18 protein-coding genes are annotated in these 18,036 nt (G+C 56.6%); 15 read left to right on the forward strand and 3 right to left on the reverse strand.

Annotation, left to right across the window (positions count from 1 at the left end; all coding sequences use genetic code 11):
- The first annotated feature begins 4 nt into the window (after nt 1-4).
- The 3 genes from hyi (at nt 5) to JAO79_RS03095 (ending at nt 3,034) form a co-directional block, all read left to right on the forward strand.
- Complete coding sequence (hyi, locus tag JAO79_RS03085; RefSeq protein WP_199005678.1) at nt 5-784, forward strand: hydroxypyruvate isomerase; 780 nt, start codon at nt 5-7, stop codon at nt 782-784.
- 104 nt (nt 785-888) lie between these two features.
- Entirely contained in the window at nt 889-1,569 is a 681-nt protein-coding gene (locus JAO79_RS03090; protein ID WP_133007660.1) for a response regulator transcription factor, read from the forward strand.
- Nucleotides 1,556-3,034, forward strand: coding sequence for an ATP-binding protein (locus JAO79_RS03095; protein ID WP_199005679.1), 1,479 nt, complete (start codon nt 1,556-1,558; stop codon nt 3,032-3,034). The genes JAO79_RS03090 and JAO79_RS03095 overlap by 14 nt, the downstream gene beginning before the upstream one ends.
- A 4-nt stretch (nt 3,035-3,038) precedes the next feature.
- Here JAO79_RS03095 and JAO79_RS03100 read toward each other — a convergent pair whose 3' ends face one another.
- Nucleotides 3,039-3,320: a hypothetical protein gene (locus tag JAO79_RS03100; protein WP_199005680.1), complete on the reverse strand. Its 282-nt coding sequence runs from the start codon at nt 3,318-3,320 to the stop codon at nt 3,039-3,041.
- A gap of 291 nt (nt 3,321-3,611) precedes the next feature.
- Here JAO79_RS03100 and greB point away from each other — a divergent pair, with 291 nt between their 5' ends.
- Together greB and JAO79_RS03110 are read left to right on the forward strand one after the other, a co-directional pair.
- Nucleotides 3,612-4,124 carry a transcription elongation factor GreB gene (gene greB / locus JAO79_RS03105; protein ID WP_199005681.1) on the forward strand — a complete coding sequence of 171 codons (513 nt, stop codon included), beginning with the start codon at nt 3,612-3,614 and terminating at the stop codon, nt 4,122-4,124.
- A 108-nt stretch (nt 4,125-4,232) separates the two neighbouring features.
- Nucleotides 4,233-4,706: a hypothetical protein gene (locus tag JAO79_RS03110; protein ID WP_227664305.1), complete on the forward strand. Its 474-nt coding sequence runs from the start codon at nt 4,233-4,235 to the stop codon at nt 4,704-4,706.
- Between the two features lie 22 nt (nt 4,707-4,728).
- Here JAO79_RS03110 and JAO79_RS03115 read toward each other — a convergent pair whose 3' ends face one another.
- Nucleotides 4,729-5,040, reverse strand: a complete 312-nt coding sequence (locus tag JAO79_RS03115) for a site-specific integrase (protein WP_199005682.1) — start codon at nt 5,038-5,040, stop codon at nt 4,729-4,731.
- 147 nt (nt 5,041-5,187) lie between these two features.
- A complete protein-coding gene (locus JAO79_RS03120; RefSeq protein WP_199005683.1) occupies nt 5,188-5,448 on the reverse strand; it encodes an acyl-CoA-binding protein in 261 nt (86 codons plus the stop codon).
- Between the two features lie 271 nt (nt 5,449-5,719).
- Here JAO79_RS03120 and tssB point away from each other — a divergent pair, with 271 nt between their 5' ends.
- The 10 genes from tssB to tssH all read left to right on the forward strand — a co-directional run bounded on the left by tssB (nt 5,720) and on the right by tssH (nt 17,920).
- Nucleotides 5,720-6,217 (forward strand): type VI secretion system contractile sheath small subunit, encoded by a 498-nt coding sequence (tssB, locus tag JAO79_RS03125; RefSeq protein WP_199005684.1) that lies wholly within the window; start codon nt 5,720-5,722, stop codon nt 6,215-6,217.
- Between the two features lie 63 nt (nt 6,218-6,280).
- Complete coding sequence (tssC, locus tag JAO79_RS03130) at nt 6,281-7,762, forward strand: type VI secretion system contractile sheath large subunit (protein ID WP_199005685.1); 1,482 nt, start codon at nt 6,281-6,283, stop codon at nt 7,760-7,762.
- Between the two features lie 3 nt (nt 7,763-7,765).
- The gene (gene tssE, locus JAO79_RS03135) at nt 7,766-8,203 is read left to right on the forward strand and encodes a type VI secretion system baseplate subunit TssE (RefSeq protein ID WP_199005686.1); all 438 of its coding nucleotides are present in this window, start codon (nt 7,766-7,768) and stop codon (nt 8,201-8,203) included.
- Between the two features lie 296 nt (nt 8,204-8,499).
- The gene (gene tssF, locus JAO79_RS03140) at nt 8,500-10,272 is read left to right on the forward strand and encodes a type VI secretion system baseplate subunit TssF (RefSeq protein WP_199005687.1); all 1,773 of its coding nucleotides are present in this window, start codon (nt 8,500-8,502) and stop codon (nt 10,270-10,272) included.
- Complete coding sequence (gene tssG / locus JAO79_RS03145) at nt 10,236-11,252, forward strand: type VI secretion system baseplate subunit TssG (RefSeq protein ID WP_199005688.1); 1,017 nt, start codon at nt 10,236-10,238, stop codon at nt 11,250-11,252. Before tssF ends, tssG begins: the two co-directional genes overlap by 37 nt.
- Before the next feature lie 15 nt (nt 11,253-11,267).
- Nucleotides 11,268-12,590, forward strand: a complete 1,323-nt coding sequence (gene tagH / locus JAO79_RS03150) for a type VI secretion system-associated FHA domain protein TagH (protein ID WP_199005689.1) — start codon at nt 11,268-11,270, stop codon at nt 12,588-12,590.
- Nucleotides 12,590-13,123: a type VI secretion system lipoprotein TssJ gene (tssJ, locus tag JAO79_RS03155; protein ID WP_114335286.1), complete on the forward strand. Its 534-nt coding sequence runs from the start codon at nt 12,590-12,592 to the stop codon at nt 13,121-13,123. Before tagH ends, tssJ begins: the two co-directional genes overlap by 1 nt.
- On the forward strand, nt 13,123-14,457 hold the full coding sequence (gene tssK, locus JAO79_RS03160) for a type VI secretion system baseplate subunit TssK (protein WP_114335287.1): 1,335 nt from the start codon (nt 13,123-13,125) through the stop codon (nt 14,455-14,457). The genes tssJ and tssK overlap by 1 nt, the downstream gene beginning before the upstream one ends.
- 3 nt (nt 14,458-14,460) lie before the next feature.
- Nucleotides 14,461-15,282: a type IVB secretion system protein IcmH/DotU gene (gene icmH, locus JAO79_RS03165; protein ID WP_199005690.1), complete on the forward strand. Its 822-nt coding sequence runs from the start codon at nt 14,461-14,463 to the stop codon at nt 15,280-15,282.
- Nucleotides 15,248-17,920, forward strand: coding sequence for a type VI secretion system ATPase TssH (tssH, locus tag JAO79_RS03170; protein ID WP_199005691.1), 2,673 nt, complete (start codon nt 15,248-15,250; stop codon nt 17,918-17,920). Before icmH ends, tssH begins: the two co-directional genes overlap by 35 nt.
- Nucleotides 17,921-18,036 lie beyond the last annotated feature (116 nt).

An 18,036-nucleotide genomic window follows, 5' to 3' on the forward strand; every position in this document is an offset into this window, starting at 1 on the left:
TGCTATGCCCCGTTTTGCCGCCAATTTGTCGATGCTGTTCACGGAGGTGCCGTTTCTGGAGCGGTTTGCCAAGGCCCGTGCTGCCGGTTTTGATGGTGTGGAGTTTTTGTTCCCCTATGAGTGGCCGGCGGAGGTCATTGCGGCGGAACTGAAGACTAATGAGCTGACTCAGGTGTTGTTCAATCTGCCGCCCGGCAATTGGGACGCGGGTGAGCGCGGGATTGCTTGTTTGCCGGACCGGGTTGATGAGTTTCGCGCCGGGGTTGAGCAGGGTATTGCTTACGCGAAGGTGTTGGGCTGCAAGCAGTTGAATTGCCTGGCCGGGCTGAAGCCGGAAGCACTGAGCGAAGACGAAGCCTGGCGCACGTTGGTGGCCAATGTTCAGTATGCCGCGGAGCGTTTTTCAGAAGCCGGGTTGACCCTGTGTTTGGAGGCGATCAACTCGAGAGTGGATATGCCCGGTTTTATGCTGGATACCACCGGCAAGGTGATGGCGCTGATTGAAGAAGTAGATGCCGATAACGTGCGGTTGCAATACGACATCTACCACATGCAGATTATGGAAGGGGATTTGGTCCGGTCTATGGAGTGTCTGCTGCCGTGGATTGCTCATGTGCAATTTGCCGATAATCCTGGGCGGCACGAGCCAGGCACCGGAGAGATTAACTTTTCGAATGTTTTCGAGGCGTTGGATAGGATGGGGTACGAGGGGTGGGTCAGTGCCGAGTACCGGCCTTCTGCGGCGACCGTGCAATCCCTGGGGTGGATGGGCGGCGGTGTCTGACCGTCGCCAGACGCGACACCCTCTTACAAGATCGTAACTGGCCCGGGCTGCCGGTTCTTCGTAACCTTAGAGTTAATGTTATCCGCTATCAGGAGGGCTCACCGGTGAAGGCACTGGTAATCGAAGACGATCAGGATGTAGCAAGTTACCTGGTAAAGGGGCTGAAGGAATCCGATTTCGTAGTAGATCATGCGGCCGACGGTAAAGACGGCATGATGATGGCTGCGAGTGAAGAATACGACATCATGATTGTGGATCGTATGCTGCCCGGCATGGACGGCCTTTCCATCATCAAGACAGTGCGAGCCACCGGTAATCAGGTTCCGGTCCTGATTTTGAGCGCGCTGGGTGATGTGGATGACCGCGTTGAAGGCCTGCGGGGCGGCGGTGATGATTACCTGACCAAGCCCTTCTCGTTCACTGAATTGCTGGCACGCATCGAATCGCTGGTTCGCCGTAATCGTCAGGCGGCCGAAACCGAAACGGTATTGAAAGTGGCTGATCTGGAGATGGATCTGCTTGCGCGAACCGTCAAGCGTTCCGGCCAGAACATTGATGTCCAGCCCCGTGAGTTCCGGTTGCTGGAATATTTGATGCGCAATGCCGGCCAGGTGGTCACCCGCACCATGCTGCTGGAGAAGGTTTGGGACTATCACTTTGACCCCCAGACGAACGTGATCGACGTGCACATCAGCCGCTTGCGCGCGAAAATCGACAAGGAATTCGACACCCCCTTGCTGCAAACGGTCCGGGGTGCGGGATACATGTTGCGTGAAACTGCTTAGTCAGCTCAGAACGTCGTCTTTCCAGCTGGCACTGCTGTATATGGTGGTGTTTGCCACCTCGGTATTTTTGCTTCTGGCATTTATATACTGGCGTACAGCTGGATTCATGACCGCTCAGACTGATGAAACCATCGAGGCAGAAATCACTGGCCTCGCGGAGCAGTATCGGGGGCGGGGCGTTAACGGGCTGATAACCATCATCCGGGAACGTGTCGCAAGAGACCCCAACGCTAAAACGGTTTACCTTCTTTCTACCGACGATTTGCTGAAACTGGCAGGCAACATTGATGCCTGGCCAGAAGGTAGCCGCTCGACGGACAGCGGCTGGATCAACTTTACCCTGGACTCCAGCGTCGGCTGGAAAGGCCCGGAACGGCTAGCTCGTGCCCGTATTTTTGATGTGCAGGGCGGTCTTCGGTTGTTGGTGGGGCGCGATGTTGATGAACTGACCAGCCTCAAGCGTGTGATCGAAGGCGCAATCAACTGGGGCATGGGCATTACCCTGGCGCTGGCGCTGTTGGGCGGCTTTTTAATGAGCCGAAGCACAACCCGTCGTATTGAAGTGATCAACAACACCTCTCGCCGTATCATGAACGGCCATCTTTCGTTGCGAATACCCACCCGCGGTACCGAAGACGACTTCGACCAACTGGCAGAAAACCTGAACCAGATGCTCGACCGCATCGTGTATCTGATGGAAGGTATCCGGCACGTTTCCGACAGCATTGCCCACGATTTGAGAACTCCGCTCACACGCCTGCGCAACCAACTGGAAAGAACCCTGATTTCTGTGGATAACGACGAAGCCCGGGAGCAAGTTGGACGCGCTGTGGGTGAGGCGGATCAGTTGCTGGCCACCTTCAACGCGTTGCTGAGGATTGCGCGGCTGGAAACCCGAGGCAATACCGCCGACATGAAAGTGATTTCTCTGGATGAGTTGGTCGGCGATGCCTGTGAACTCTACGAAGCGCTGGCCGAAGACAAAGATCAGCAGTTCAAGCAGGTGATGGAACCCAAGGTGATGATTGAAGGTGACCGGGATCTGCTGTTCCAGATGGTCAGTAATCTGATCGACAACGCGATCAAGTACACGCCGGAGCATGGCGGCATCGTGGTGGTGGTTCGTAAAGAGGGAGCCAATGCGATTTTCGAAGTTCAGGATTCCGGTATTGGTATTCCGGATGATGAGAAAGAGCAGGTGTTTCAACGCTTTTACCGGGTGGGCAAAAGTCGTTCATTGCCGGGCAATGGCTTGGGCTTGAGTCTGGTCAGCGCCGTGGCAGAGATTCACCAGGGAGAAATCCTGCTGAGTGATAGCCACCCCGATGCGGAAATGCCTGGGCTGACGGTGGCAGTGAAAATGCCGGCGTTCACAGGAGTCAGAAAACGTATCAAAGCCGCTCAGGTTGAGCACAAACCCGACGGCGCGGATGAGGCTCGCTCATCCGCAGACAGTCAGGCGTAACGCCTCAGTGGCTGGCGCGGAAACGGTTTACCTGCGCCAGTAACGGGCTGAAAACCGCCTCAGCACGCGCTTCGACTTGCTTGGTCAATGCTTCGAGCTGGGCACGACGGTGATCAACTTTCACCTGCAGGCTGTCCCACTCACCTTCCAGATGCTTCTGCTCCGCCATCATCAAGGCAGCAATATTGTGGCGATTTACCTTATTGGTGATGCCCAGTTCTTCCAGTTTAAAACCCAGACTATCAACGCCTTCCAGCGCCAGATTCAGAATCTTTTGAGTGTTCATGGTGTGTCTCCACAAAATGGTGAGTAAGGGGTAGTGAGGGGGAAATTAGCCGTAGTGTCTAGAGTGTGCAACCTAATTTCCCTCTGAGCGGTGGCCATTCGGCTCTTGCCAAAAGGTAATGAGGTGGCCACTGGGAGGTAATGGTCAGTCTGCATAATAGATAATGTAGACGAAGAAGCCGTCCCAATGAGGTTGCTTCTTCCTCCAGCACAGCGCTAGCCTTATACCCCGTGATTCACGGGGTTTTTTTATGCCCCCACATTCTTCAGTCAGGTTGAGCGCAAACGTACCATGGTAAAAACCACATCTTCCGGACATCCGCCCCGTTACATTACTCCAGAGGGCGAGCAGGCGCTGCGAGAAGAGCTTCAGTATTTGTGGAAAATCAAGCGACCCGAGGTCACCCAGGCCGTGCGCGAAGCGGCCGCACAAGGTGATCGTTCTGAAAATGCGGAATACATCTACGGTAAAAAACAGTTGCGAGAGATTGACCGCCGGGTGCGTTTTCTCAGTAAACGGCTGGATGAAGTGACCGTGGTAGACCGGCTGCCGGAAGACCAAACCCGCGTGTATTTTGGCGCCTGGGTAACAGTCGAGGACGAAGACGGCGAGGAACAGAGCTATCGTTTGGTAGGGGCGGACGAGTTTGATCTCACCAAAGGCTATTTGAGTATCAATGCACCGTTGGCGAGAGCGTTGATTGGAAAACACCTGGACGACGAAGTATCAGTGAAAACACCTGATGGCTGGAAAAACGTTGTCATTACAGGCATTCGGTATAACGCCAACACGCCTGGTAAGTGAGAGCTGTCACATAATTGTCTAATCGATGAGCGATTCGTCAATTTAGGCGATACACTGATCAAAAATTGTCACTCCAAGTGAGTGCGCGATCGGATCAGGATGATTGCCATGAATGCCGCTAACGACACCATCGGAAAAACGCCAGGCCACGGCTTTTGGGGAGCGTGCATCGGATTGATGCTAGGGCTTGGGCTATCCTTGCCAACGTTCGGACAGGCACCTGTCAACGATGCCGATGCCCCGGTGTTTGAATACGAAGAGCGCTCCACCATCGATACCATCCCTTTCCGCTCAATGGATGAAGAGGTATTGGCAAACACCGTTATTGAAGGGGGGCTGGCGGCTCCTGCAGCGGGTGTACCGGTGCAGTCAGGCAAAGACGCGGACTTTTATCTTGATCCACTGGCCCTGCAACCCAGGGACGAACGCACGGATCTGGGCCGCTCTGAAATTCCGGTGGATATTCGTTTTGCCAACCCGAAAGTCGTGCCGGGGCAGACCCACAGTAATAACTACGTCATCCGCCCGCCCCAGAACCGAGCCTACGACGCGCTTAACGTGAACATGACCGAGCGGCCATAACCTCCCCCCGTTGGCCTATGGCCTAGGCCGCTGCGCTGTCTTGCTGCTCCGGCTGGCCCAGCACGTCTTCGTAGAAAAACTCGAGGGCTTGTCTCGCTTGGTTGAGCCGGGCCCGTGACACTCGTAGTTGTTCGTTCAGATACGAAAGAAAATGTGCCTGATCCTCGTCGGACAGGGTTCCCGGGTCTTTTAAATCGTGAAACAGTACGTAGCGGCTGATCCAGTGCAGGTAGGTCTGCTCTGCCCGCTGGTTGAGTTCGCGTTTGTGAATAGCAGCTTGAACAAGGTTCACCAAGCCGGAACGTGACTGCTCCAGCGCTTCAGTAATGTCCATGTATAAAATCTTCCGAATGACTTGTTTTTGTTATGGTGCGCGCATCATATGACAAACGTTTGAACGGCGCAAAGATGAGGCGAAATCGAGGGGGCTAAAGAGAGGGAGCAACCGCTGGCACTGACCAGCGGCTACGACGGTAGCGGCTTACTTCAACGATTCGAGCTTGTCGATGTACTGCTGCATGGCTTCTTCGCTGGAGGTGCCTTTCAGCTTATCCCACGCGTCGTACTTGGCGCGGCCAACGAAATCCATCATGCCGGGGCGCTTGCCTGAAACATCACCTTCGGTGGCTTGCTTGTACAGGGCGTAGAATTCCAGCTTCAGTTCGTTGGACGGTTGAAAATCGCCTTCGGCAGTCTGGATGTAGTTTACTGACTCTTCAAACTTGGCTTTCAGGTCACTCATCGTTGTGGTCCTTGGTGTGAATGGTTGTTTCCTATGAGGATTACCGAAGTATAGCTTTGAGCTTCAGGCCCGTCATTGACTAAAACCGCGTGCCACTTGGCATTACGGCAATCTGGCAAAAGTTTGCCCGAGTACACATTTTGAGCCAATTGTGGCCAAAGGCTTATTGAGCTGACCTGAACACCGGTGTAGAGTCTCGCCTGTTGTTTGCCAGGATGGCAGACACAAGGGAATGAAATACGTTGCAAATGAATTGCACAGGGAGCACGTCATGTCTGGCAAAGAAGGTTCTGTCGCGCCTAAAGAGCGCATTAATATCAAGTATGTCCCCGCCACCGGCGATCAGCAGGCTGAAACCGAACTGCCGCTGAAGATGTTTGTGGTCGGCGATTTCAAGGGCCATGCTGAAGAAACCCCCATTGAAGACCGTAAAGCCATTTCTGTGGATAAGAACAACTTCCGTTCTGTGATGAAGGAAGCTGGTCTTACGCTCTCAACCTCCGTATCCAACAAACTCGAAGACGGCGCGGATGACCTACCGGTGAATCTGCAGATCGAAAGTCTGGAAGACTTTTCCCCTGACAGCATCGCCCGCCAGGTTCCTGAGCTGAAAAAGCTGATCGAACTGCGCGAAGCGCTTGTTGCCCTCAAAGGCCCGCTCGGTAATGTGCCGTCTTTCCGCTCCAAGCTTCAAGAGCTGCTGGACGACGAACGCGCGCGGGAATCGCTGCTGGCGGAACTGGAACTGGCAACCGAAAACGACGAATAAGCGCGTTTCCGACACCGGTTACACCCAACACCAATTATCAATTACGTACTGAAGGGATGTGGTATGTCTGATACTGCTGTGCAGCAATCTGCTGCCTCCGAATCCGTGGCAGAGGGCTCTCTGCTTGACCAGGTTATGGCCAACAGCCGCATGGCGCCGGCTGATGAAGGTTACGATGTTGCTCGCAAAGGCGTTGCAACGTTTATTGCCAACCTGCTGAAAAGCGACGAAAAAGGCCAGCCGGTCAACAAGGCTCTGGTAGACCAGATGGTGGTAGAGCTGGACCGCAAGATCAGCGCGCAGATGGACGAAGTTCTGCACGCCCCCAAACTGCAAGAACTGGAATCATCGTGGCGTGGCCTTAAGTTGATGGTCGATCGCACTGAATTCCGCGAAAACATTAAAGTAGACATCCTGCACGCCACCAAACAGGAACTGCTTGAAGACTTCGAGTTTGCTCCGGATGTGACCCAGACCGGTTTTTACCAGCACGTATACTCGGCCGAATACGGCCAGTTTGGTGGTGAACCTGTCGGTGCCATCGTGGGTAACTATGCCTTCAGCCCTTCTACGCCGGATATGAAACTGCTGCAGTATGTGTCGTCCGTAGGTGCTATGGCCCACGCACCGTTCCTGTCTTCCGTGGCACCGTCGTTCTTTGGCGTGGACCGCTACCAGGAACTGCCAGCCATAAAAGAGCTGAGTGCTGTTTTCGAAGGTCCGAAATACGCCAAGTGGCGCTCCCTGCGTGAATCCGAAGACGCTCGCTATCTGGGTCTGACCGCGCCGCGCTTCTTGCTGCGCACGCCCTATGATCCCACGGAAAACCCCGTGCGCAGCTTTAACTACAAAGAAAATGTGTCCGGCGATCACGAACACTACCTGTGGGGCAACACAGCCTACTTGTTGGGTACCCGTTTGACCGACAGCTTCGCCAAATACCGCTGGTGCCCGAACATCATCGGCCCGCAAAGCGGCGGCGCGGTGGACGACTTGCCGGTGCATACCTTCGAGTCTTTCGGCCAGCTGGAAGCGAAGATTCCGACTGAAGTGTTGATCACCGACCGTCGTGAATACGAACTGGCTGAAGAAGGTTTCATCGCCCTGACCATGCGTAAGGGCAGTGACAATGCCGCATTCTTCTCAGCTAACTCCGTGCAAAAGCCCAAGCAGTTCCCGAACACCAAAGAAGGCAAAGAAGCGGAAACCAACTACAAGTTGGGCACCCAGCTGCCTTACATGATGATCGTGAACCGACTGGCTCACTACATCAAAGTGCTGCAGCGTGAACAGATCGGTTCCTGGAAAGAACGTCAGGATCTGGAACGTGAGCTGAACACCTGGATTCGCCAGTACGTAGCCGATCAGGAAAATCCGCCAGCGGAAGTTCGCAGCCGTCGCCCACTGCGCGCCGCGCAGGTTGTGGTGTCGGATGTTGAGGGCGATCCGGGCTGGTACCAGATCTCGTTGGCGGTGCGCCCGCACTTTAAGTACATGGGTGCGAACTTCGAGCTTTCGCTGGTTGGTCGATTGGACAAGGATTAAACCGTGTTCGGCGACACAGCTGCTGAAGGTGTTCGCAACACCGGCAGCCTGTTTGAACGGCTCGAGCAGGCTGCCGCCCCCACAGGGCAAGGCATGGGAGAAGTGACCCATGTGGTGGAATCCATCAAGCGCCATTTGGTGCGTTTGCTAAATGCTCATCCGGGCAACAGCGCAAGCGTTCCGGACCTGGGCTTGCTGGATTTCAACGACGCCACTTTGGGTACTCACGACCTGAGTATCCAGATTCGTGGGGCGATCCGTCAGTGTATCGAGAAGTTTGAGCCCAGAGTGAAACGGGTGGACGTGGTGGCGCTGCCGCCGGGCCCGAACCCGTTGCAGTTGAAGTTTCAGGTCACGGTTTATCTGAGCGTCACGGGAAGTGATGACAGAACCACGATCGATCTGGTGTTGGATGAAAAGCGGTACTACCGGGTTGTTTAAGCTTGGTGGTTGGAGGAGATGGGGATGCTTTTCTGGCGGGAAAAAATAACTCGCTTCGCTCAGACATCTTTTTTCCCGCCAGAAAAGCATCCCCATCCCCTCCTGCAAACCTGAGTGGAATGCGGCCGAGTTTTTGAAGGTAGGTATGAGAGTCAGGATGAGGATAGCCATTCCAAAAGTGTGCGGAGCCATGGATGGCGGAGCCCAAGCGCCCCATGGATGGGCCAGAAGTGTCTTTTGGAACGACTATCCTCATCTTGGCTCGGAGTCAGACCGAGCAGTCAAGGTGCAGTAACATGAAGTTAAATAGGTTCTACAGGGATGAGTTGAGCTTTCTGCGGTTGCAAGGCAGGGAATTTGCCGATGCACACCCGCAGCTCACCCGATTTCTATCCGAACAAAGCACCGACCCAGACGTTGAACGCCTTCTGGAAGGCTTTGCCTTTCTGACCGGCAAGCTGCGTGAAAAAGTGGAAGACGAATTCCCGGAGCTGACGCACTCATTGCTCAACATGCTCTGGCCCAACTACCTGCGCCCCGTGCCCAGTTGCACCATCATGCGCTTTGATCCCCAGCTGCATGCGATCAGTGAACGCCAACGGGTGGAGCGCCATACCGAAATCAAAAGCCGGCCAGTGGGTGAAAGCACCCGCCAAACCCAGTGCCGGTTCCGTACTTGCCGGGCTGTGGATATCTTTCCCGTTAGCGTGGCAGAAGCCCACGCCGAGCATTCCCGCGAAGTGTCTTCAGTGACGGTCGATCTGGCGTTGCACACCGACCAGCCACTGAGCCAACTGGGTATGGAAAGCCTGCGTTTCTACCTGGGCGGCGACAACCACACCGCGGAAACGCTGTACCTGTGGCTCAATCACTATCTCAGCCGCATGGAGTTGGTGGTGGGCGACAACGTATACAGCCTGCCCACCTCGTTACTCAAGCCGGTGGGATTTGCGGCCGATGAAGCCATACTGCCGTACCCGAAAAATGCCTATTCCGGCTACCGGATTATCCAGGAGTACCTGAGCTTTCCCGAAGCCTTCCGGTTTATCGATGTCACCGGATTGAAGCAGCGCCTACCCGGGGTTCAGGCCGACGAGATCAGCCTGCGCTTCCACTTCAGCCGCATATTGCCGCCGGATACCCGTGTTACCCGGGATTCGCTGCAGTTGTATTGCACACCAGCGGTTAATTTGTTCAGTCACGAAGGCGAACCGGTGGATCTGAACGGTCGTGAAACCGAGTACCGGATTTCGCCATCCAGCCGCTGCCCCGAACACTATGAGGTGTTCAGCATTGAACAGGTTGAAGGCTGGCTGGAAGGTCGCTCGGGCCGGGGCGAACCCCGCCTATATACGGCGTTTGAGAGTTTTCAGCACGAAGTGGAGCGGGACCGTGGCCGCACCGCGTTGTATTACCGCGTGCGCACCCGCGAAAGCGTTCGGGGCGATGGCTTCGATCACTATATCTCCTTCGTGCGCGCCGACGAATCCGATTGCCTGAATCGCCAGGAAGCGGTTTCGTTAACGCTTACCTGCACCAACCGGCAACTGCCGCAACAGCTGGCGGTGGGTGAGATCTGCATGGCCACCGAAACCACACCGGCCTTCGCTTCGTTCAGCAACATTACCCGGCCCACCGCCACTCTGCGACCCACGTTGGATGGCAGTTTGTTATGGACGCTGATTTCCAACTTGTCTCTGAACTACCTGTCGATGCTCGATGTGGATGCCTTGCGCACCGTGCTGCGGGTATACGACTTTCGGGCACTGGTAGATCGCCAGGCTGAGCGGGTGTCTCAGAAGCGGCTGGCGGGCATCAGCGACATCAGCACGCAACCGGTAGACCGGATGGTGCGTGGTTTGCCGGTGCGGGGTATCCGGTCAGTGCTAAAACTCGACCAACAGAATTTCGCCAGTGAAGGCGATTTGTACCTGTTTGGCACGGTGTTGAGCCAGTTCTTTGCGCTCTACGCCAGCATTAACGCCTTTCACCAGCTGGAAGTGGTGAATACAGAGAATCAGGAACGGTACACATGGACGTTACAGCAAGGTCAGCAGCCGCTGATGTAGCCGGGCTGGAACCCGTTCTGGGCAACGCGCGGCGCTACAGTTTTTTCCAGCTGGTGGATTTGATTCACCGGCACCATGGCGATGATCTGGAACGCTCCGGCTCGGGTGATTCAGTGCAAGAGCGCATCCGGTTTTCCGCCTCAGCCGGGCTGGGGTTTCCGGGCAGTGATGTGGTGTCGGCGTTATCGCCGGAGCACGAGCATGCGCCCTACCAGATGGAAGTGAGCTTTCTCGGATTACACGGTTCCCAGTCGCCGTTACCGGGGTATTACCTGGAGGATCTGGCGTGGGAAGCGGGCCAGAATCTGGGCGTACGCCGGCATTTTCTGGACTTCTTTAACCACCGCTTGGTGACCCTGTTTCACCGGGCCTGGCGCAAGTACCGCTATTACATTCGATTTCAGCCGGGTGCCAGTGACGGGTTTTCGGAACTGGTGTTTTCCCTGACGGGGCTGGGTGATCGCCGCCTCCGGGAGGCCACGCCGGTGAACTGGTCGAAAATGCTGGCGTATGCCGGTTTGATGGCGGGGCGTAGTCGGTCTCCGGAAGTCGTCAGCGGGATCGTTGCTCATTGCTTTGATCTGGATGATGTCAGTATTGAACAGTGGGTGCTACGAAAAGTGGCGATCGCAGAAGACCAGCAAACTCGTCTGGGGCAAGCGAATGCCAGCCTCGGCCATGACACGTTGATAGGGTCGAGCATTCGGGACCGCAGCGGCAAATTCATACTTCGGCTACGTAACCTGAGCCGACAGCGCTTTGCCGATTTCCTGCCCAACGGTGCTGAGCATGAACGGCTGGTTAAGCTGGTGGAGTTTGCCACACGGGAGCAGCTGGCCTATGACCTTGAGCTGGAAATGCGACCGAAAGACATACGGCCCATGCAAATGGGGCAAGAGGTGCGTTTGGGGTGGAATTCGTTCGTGACGCCAGAGCGGGCGAGCAAACGCCCCGCTGTTCGAATCCAGATCAGACGTTAAGGCAAGGAGCCAAGAGTGACCACGCAAACAGCAGAATTAACCTTGGTGATCACCAACCCCACGGAAGCGGGAGGTGGTGCCAACATCGAACACCGTTTCAGCGCAACCGGGGGTTCGATAGGCACCGCGGCCAACGATACCTGGCGTTTATCGCCTCACCGTACCGGTGCGGTAGCGGGGCATGCCGAGGTGCGTTTTTTGGATGGCGGTTTCTGCCTGATCGATCGCAGCGGCCGAACCTTTATCAACAGCAGCACCCAGCCCGTAGGTCGTGGACGGCGAGCGCGCCTGAACCATGGCGATACCGTCAGCATTGGCCGGTATCAAATCCGGGCGGAGTTGCAGGGCGGCTTTGCAGGGCAAAGCGAGTTGAACGAGCCCAACGCCGAAGATCATCGGTTGGTGAATGAGGATGAAGGCGAGCTGTTGCGTTCAAACCAGCGCCAAATATTGCCAGAAGGCCGCGAGCCTTTGGCGGGACTGAAAAATTCGGCCGACGCGCCTCAAAGTAACGACCCACTGGCCCCTTGGCAGAAGCCAGAGGCATCGGGTGAGCAATCATCGCCAGAACTGCTGGCCAGTGAGGAACGCTGGTTTGCCGGTTCTACCGATGTGGATGAGGAATATCGGGAAAACCGGGATGTGGCGATGGGGCTGCCGGTGAACCGCACGGCCCGTATTCAGATTGATCAGGAAAAGGAGCGACAGGGAATGTCAGACACCCGAGCACCCACCCGGGATGCCAGTCGTCAGCACATCAGCGGGGCGCCCTTATTGCGAGGGCTGCAGGCGAATATTGAATTTACCGACAGCGAAGACATGCAGCTGTTTCTGGAAGAAGCCGGGCAAACCCTGAAAGCCGTGGTGGATGGCTTGCTTACGCTGCACCAGAGCGAAGATACCCGGCATCAGGCGCTGCGTACCCGCTTGCAGCCCCTTGAAGACAACCCGCTGCGACTGGGAAACGATTACCACGGCACCATTCAAACCCTGTTTGCCGCCGAACGTAGCCCGGTTCACCTATCTGCGCCTGCTGCGGTGAGAGAAAGCCTCGACAGCTTGAACCACCACCAGCGGGCCACGCAGGAAGCCATTCGCGAAGCCTTGGACGCGATTCTGCATGCCTTCTCGCCGGAGGCGTTGCTGAGAAGATTTCACGGTTACCGCCGTGGGCTCAAGGACAACGAAGACGAAGGCCGTTGGGCCTGGGACATGTATCAACATTACTACCAAGAACTTAGATCCAGTCGTCAGCAGGGTTTTGAACGTCTTTTCCAAGAGGTGTTCGACCAGGCTTACGACCAACACTTGCGCCAATTACAGAGGGAGAATGGCTAGTGAAGTACTGCAAATGGAGCTTGCTGACGATGGTTATGTTGCTGGTGGGGTGCAGCACCCCCTACAACGCCGTTACCAAAACCGCCAAAGTGTTGTGGGACCCCGATATTCCTGTGGGCTACCCGGAAGATCAGCCCAGCCGGGTAGATCTGACCATGCTGGCCGAACCGAGTGTCAACCCGAACCAGTCATTGGCCCCTACGCCGATCGCATTTCAAATCATTGAACTTCGCGACAGTTCGCTATTGATGGCGGGTGATTTCGACCAGTTACTGAATAACCTGGAAGACTCGCTGGGCCGCAACTACGTGGACCACAGCGACTACACCCTGGTACCGGGCCAGTTCAAGTTTGTGGAGCCGTTCGAGATCAGCGAAGACACCCGCTTTATCGGTGTTATCGCCTTCTACGCGTACCCCAACTTATCGCAGTGGAAAAAGGTGGTGAAGGTAGACCCCATTGGTGGCACCTACCACTTGCTGGTCAACCTGCGTGAGCGGGAAGTAAAACTGACACGTTCGGATGAAAGCTGATGGCTGTTAGCAATCGAGTGGTCTGGAGTGATGGCCTGTTCATCAAACCACAGCACTTCCAGCAGCAACAACGGTATCTGGAACATCAGATCAACGAGCGCGCGCTGGCGGTTTCGGACTACCTCTACGGCTTCAGTGATCTGGAACTAAACGCCGAATATCTGAGTTTTGGCCGGGTGGGCTTGGTCCGCGCGACGGGATTGTTCCCGGACGGCACGCGCTTCAATCTGCCACAAGACGATGTGATGCCAGAGCCTTTGGAAATTACCGATGCTTCGGTGGCCAATCAGGTGGTGTATCTGGCGTTGCCTCTCGGGAGTGATTCCTTGGCGGAAGTGGAGTGGCCGGATGCGCCGGTTGCCGGGCGCTTCAGGGCGTTGTCTGTGGAAATTCGCGATTTGCACTCCATTGATGGCGATGCTCACAGCATCGATGTCGGGCGAGTCGCACCGCGCTTGATGCTGGAGCGTGAGGATCGCAGCGCCTACGCGGCCTTGGCCATTGGCCGAATTCTGGAGAAGCGGCCAGACGGCAGTTTGGTGATGGACCCTAACTTCCTGCCCACCATGCTCAGCGTGCGTGCAGCGCCTCGCTTGCAGCGATTTGTCGGCGAAATGGCCGGTTTGATGCAGGAGCGTGCCCGCAACATTGCCGAGCGAGTAGGCGCGCCGGGGCAGGGCGGTGTGGCCGATGTGTCGGACTTCATGCTGCTGCAAATGCTGAACCGGGCGCACCCTAAGTTCATGCATTTGGCACGCTTGCGCCAGTTGCACCCCGAGCGCTTGTATGAAGCCTTGCTGGAACTGTGCGGCGAGTTGGTGACGTTTACCGACGAGAGCCGAATGCCGCGGGAATACACCCCCTACGATCACGATCTGCCAGAAGGCTGTTTTAGCCCGCTGATGCAGGTGCTGCGACAAGCCCTGAGTACCGTTCTGGAACCGCGAGCCTTGTCTATTGCTCTGCAGCAACGTCAATACGGGCTGACGGTGGCACCGGTTCAGGACGGTCAGTTGATCAAGGATGCCGAGTTCATTCTGGCGGTAAAAGCCGATATGCCGCTGGACGACCTGCGCAAGCAATTCACCCAGCAGTGCAAAGTGGCGTCGGTGGAAAAAATACGGGATCTCATCAGCTTGCAGCTGCCGGGTATTCCGCTGTCGGCGTTACCCGTGGCACCGCGCCAGTTGCCGTATCACGCCGGCTTTGTGTACTTCCGGTTGGATGACCAGAGCCAGGCCTGGCAAATGCTCGACAACGCCAGCGGCTTTGCTTTCCACGTAGCGGGAAGCTATCCGGGGCTGGAAATGCAGTTCTGGGCAATCAGGAGCTAAATAATGACCAATGCACCGGTAATGGATCGACCAAATACCACCACGGACACGGGTGATAGTGCATTCAGTGAGTTGTTGTTCGCGGACACCGATAACACTGGCCGCCGCACCGAGTTGGGTGATACCCACTTTCAGCTGCGCGGACTGGAAGAAAATCGCCTGATTGATGCCGCCACACCGTTATTGGGGCTGGTTATCCGGGTTCGCCGGTTGGCCGATTTTCACGATGTCGAAAGCCTGTACCAGCAGGTTGTCGATGAAGTGGCGGCTATTGACCGCGAACTGATCGAACAAGGCTATGAACGGCCTATCGTGGTGGCGTACCGCTATGTGCTTTGCGCTTTTATCGATGAAGCCGTATTGGGCACCGACTGGGGGGCGCACAGCGTGTGGTCGCAGCACTCGTTGCTTTCGCGTTTCCACAACGAAACCTGGGGCGGCGAAAAAGTGTTCGCGATTCTGGCTCGCATGGAGAAAGAGCCGGAACGCTACCGCGACATGCTCGGCTTCATCTATCTGTGCCTGTGTCTGGGCTTTGAAGGCCGCTACAAGGTCATGGAAAGCGGCCGTGATGAGTACGAGCAAATCGTTCGCGGGTTGTATGAACAGCTGCGTGATCTGCGCGGAGATCGGGACCCGAAGCCGCTGGCCGATGCCTCGGAAAACGTCGTGCCGGCACGCAACCGTTTGCGAACGGGCTTGCCCATCTGGCTCATCACCGGCGCGTTTGCCGCGGCCATGGTCGGGATTTATCACTTGTATAACGTAGCGCTGAACGAACGCATCAGGGATGTGCTCAGCGTACTGGAACAACTACCGAAATAAGGACATCACTGTGATTCGGGTAGAACTACCGGCGCTGATCGGGCGCCTTAACGAGATTTCCCGTCAGGCTCTGGAAGGGTCTGCCGCGCTGTGCATCAGCCGACAAGGGGCGGAAATTACGCCGGCACACCTGCTGTTCAAACTGCTGGAAACGCCGTTTTCCGATGTGCGTCAGATTCTCGAACAAACCGGTATCAACCATCAGCAACTGCAGCCTCTGGTGGGCGACAGCCTGAACGGCGAGCCACAAAGCGCCGAGCCATACCCGTCCTTTTCACCCTTGCTGGTGGAACTGATGCAGGACGCCTGGTTGCTGGCCTCAACCGAACTCGGCCACAGCGAATTGCGTTCTGGCGCCTTGTTCTTGGCGTTGTTGATGAACGCCGACCGCTACCTGATGCCACGAGTTGCCCAAGCCTTGGTGGACATTAACCGTGAACAACTGCGTAAGCAGTTCGACCGGGTAACCGAAGGCTCTGTGGAACGCCCACAGCTGGCAGAGAACGGTGCGGCCAAGCCAGCGACCGAAGCCGACATGGACCCGCTCACGCGCTACGCCACCGACTTCACCAAACTGGCCCGGGAAGAAAAACTCGACCCCGTGGTGTGCCGGGATGCCGAAATCGATCAAATGATCGATATCCTTTGCCGCCGCCGCAAGAACAACCCCATTGTGGTCGGCGATGCCGGTGTGGGTAAAAGTGCCGTGGTAGAAGGACTGGCCCTGCGGATTGTGAGTGGCGATGTGCCGGACCGCCTGAAAAACGTTGAACTCTGGACCCTGGACATGGGCGCGCTGCAAGCCGGTGCCTCGGTGAAAGGCGAGTTCGAAAAGCGTCTGAAAGGCGTCATCGAAGCGGTCAAAGGCTCGGCCACCCCGATCATCCTGTTCATCGACGAAGCCCATACCTTGATCGGCGCGGGTAACAGCGAAGGTGGTTCAGATGCCGCTAACCTGCTGAAACCCGCACTGGCCCGTGGCGAGCTGCGCACCATTGCCGCCACCACCTGGCGCGAGTACAAAAAATACTTCGAAAAAGACCCGGCTCTGAGCCGCCGTTTCCAGCCCGTGGCGCTGGACGAGCCCACGCCGGGTGAGGCTGTCCACATTCTACGCGGCCTGCGCACCGTCTACGAAAAAGCCCACAAAGTGCTAGTGGCCGACAGCGCCTTGAAAGCATCAGCTGAAATGTCTGCCCGATATCTGGCCGGCCGCCAACTGCCGGACAAAGCCATCGACGTACTGGACACCGCCTGCGCCCGGGTCAGCCTGAACCTGAGCACCCCGCCTCGTCGATTGAGCCACGTGCGCAGCGAATTGCACCAAATGGCCATGGAACAAGACTTGCTGAGCCGGGAACACACGCTTGGCCAAGCGGTCGATAATGAACGAGAGCAGGCGCTGGAGCAGCGCATTGCCGAGCTTACCGCTGAATCCGAAGCCTTGGAGCAAAGCTGGAACGACCAGCGAGAGCTGGTGGCTCGTTTGGTCGAAATTCGCGAACAACTGCTCACCGGAGAAGTGTCGGAAGCTCTGGAAGCAACGACCGACGCCGACAACGAAGAGCGCCCGGACCTGAAAAGCGAAGCTGCGGCTATTGAGCAGGAACTGGCGGAACTTCAAGCCGACGAACCGCTGGTTCACGCCCGCGTGGATGCCCGTCAAGTGGCTGAAGTGATCGCCGACTGGACCGGCATACCGGTCAACCGCATGACCACTGACGAGCTGGAAAAAATCACCCACTTGCCGGCATACCTGCAGGCCCACATCAAAGGCCAGGACACCGCTATCGATTGCCTGCACCAGCACCTGCTCACCGCCCGCGCCGACCTGCGCCGGCCCGGCCGCCCCATGGGCGCCTTCCTGCTGGTTGGCCCAAGTGGCGTGGGGAAAACCGAAACCGTGGTACAACTGGCCGAACTGCTCTACGGCGGCCGCCAGTTCCTAACCACCATCAACATGTCTGAGTACCAAGAGAAACACACCGTTTCCCGCCTGATTGGCTCACCCCCGGGGTACGTTGGCTTTGGCGAAGGCGGCATCCTCACCGAAGCCATCCGTCAGAAACCCTACTCTGTGGTGTTGCTGGACGAGGTCGAAAAAGCCCACCCGGAAGTCCTCAACCTCTTCTATCAGGCTTTTGACAAAGGCGAACTGGCAGACGGCGAAGGCCGGTTGATCGATTGCAAAAACGTAGTCTTCTTCCTGACCTCCAACCTTGGCTACCAAACCATCGTTAACCACGCTGAAGAGCCGGAAAAGATCGAAGAGGCGCTTTACCCGGAACTGGCCAACTTCTTCAAACCGGCCTTGCTGGCGCGCATGGAAGTGGTGCCCTACCTGCCGTTGGGCGAAGACACCCTCAACCGCATCGTGGGCGATAAACTCCAGCGCCTTGCTGACCAAATCACGGCCCGCTACCACACCGAAGTGGCGCTGGAAGACGGCCTGGTAGAAGCCATCCGCAGCCGCGCCACCCGAAGCGAAAACGGTGCACGGATGCTGGAATCGATCATCGAAGGTGAATTGCTGCCACCGGTGTCCCTGGCGCTGCTGGAAAAACTGGCGGCACGAGAACCGGTGACCAAGGTCACGCTGGGCGTGAACGACGGAAAGTTCACCGGGGTCGTTGCCTGACGGCCAATAGAAATGGAGCGTAGCCTGCGGGGTGGCTTTCCAAAACCCTGCGGAGCCATGGATGGCGGAGCGGAGCGTACAAGGATGTATTCACAGCGTGTTTTGGAAAGCCACCC

The organism is Marinobacter litoralis, assembly GCF_016427555.1.
In the GTDB taxonomy this organism is placed as follows: Bacteria; Pseudomonadota; Gammaproteobacteria; order Pseudomonadales; family Oleiphilaceae; genus Marinobacter; species Marinobacter litoralis_A.

Excerpts from the sequence above, each read along its gene's own strand:
- hyi (WP_199005678.1), top strand. The coding sequence starts at position 5 with ATGCCCCGTTTTGCCGCCAATTTGTCGATGCTGTTCACGGAGGTGCCG.
- JAO79_RS03100 (WP_199005680.1), bottom strand. The coding sequence starts at position 3,320 with ATGAACACTCAAAAGATTCTGAATCTGGCGCTGGAAGGCGTTGATAGT.
- greB (WP_199005681.1), top strand. The coding sequence starts at position 3,612 with ATGGTAAAAACCACATCTTCCGGACATCCGCCCCGTTACATTACTCCA.
- JAO79_RS03110 (WP_227664305.1), top strand. The coding sequence starts at position 4,233 with ATGAATGCCGCTAACGACACCATCGGAAAAACGCCAGGCCACGGCTTT.
- JAO79_RS03115 (WP_199005682.1), bottom strand. The coding sequence starts at position 5,040 with ATGGACATTACTGAAGCGCTGGAGCAGTCACGTTCCGGCTTGGTGAAC.
- JAO79_RS03120 (WP_199005683.1), bottom strand. The coding sequence starts at position 5,448 with ATGAGTGACCTGAAAGCCAAGTTTGAAGAGTCAGTAAACTACATCCAG.
- tssB (WP_199005684.1), top strand. The coding sequence starts at position 5,720 with ATGTCTGGCAAAGAAGGTTCTGTCGCGCCTAAAGAGCGCATTAATATC.
- tssC (WP_199005685.1), top strand. The coding sequence starts at position 6,281 with ATGTCTGATACTGCTGTGCAGCAATCTGCTGCCTCCGAATCCGTGGCA.
- tssF (WP_199005687.1), top strand. The coding sequence starts at position 8,500 with ATGAAGTTAAATAGGTTCTACAGGGATGAGTTGAGCTTTCTGCGGTTG.
- tssG (WP_199005688.1), top strand. The coding sequence starts at position 10,236 with ATGGACGTTACAGCAAGGTCAGCAGCCGCTGATGTAGCCGGGCTGGAA.
- tssK (WP_114335287.1), top strand. The coding sequence starts at position 13,123 with ATGGCTGTTAGCAATCGAGTGGTCTGGAGTGATGGCCTGTTCATCAAA.
- icmH (WP_199005690.1), top strand. The coding sequence starts at position 14,461 with ATGACCAATGCACCGGTAATGGATCGACCAAATACCACCACGGACACG.
- tssH (WP_199005691.1), top strand. The coding sequence starts at position 15,248 with ATGTGCTCAGCGTACTGGAACAACTACCGAAATAAGGACATCACTGTG.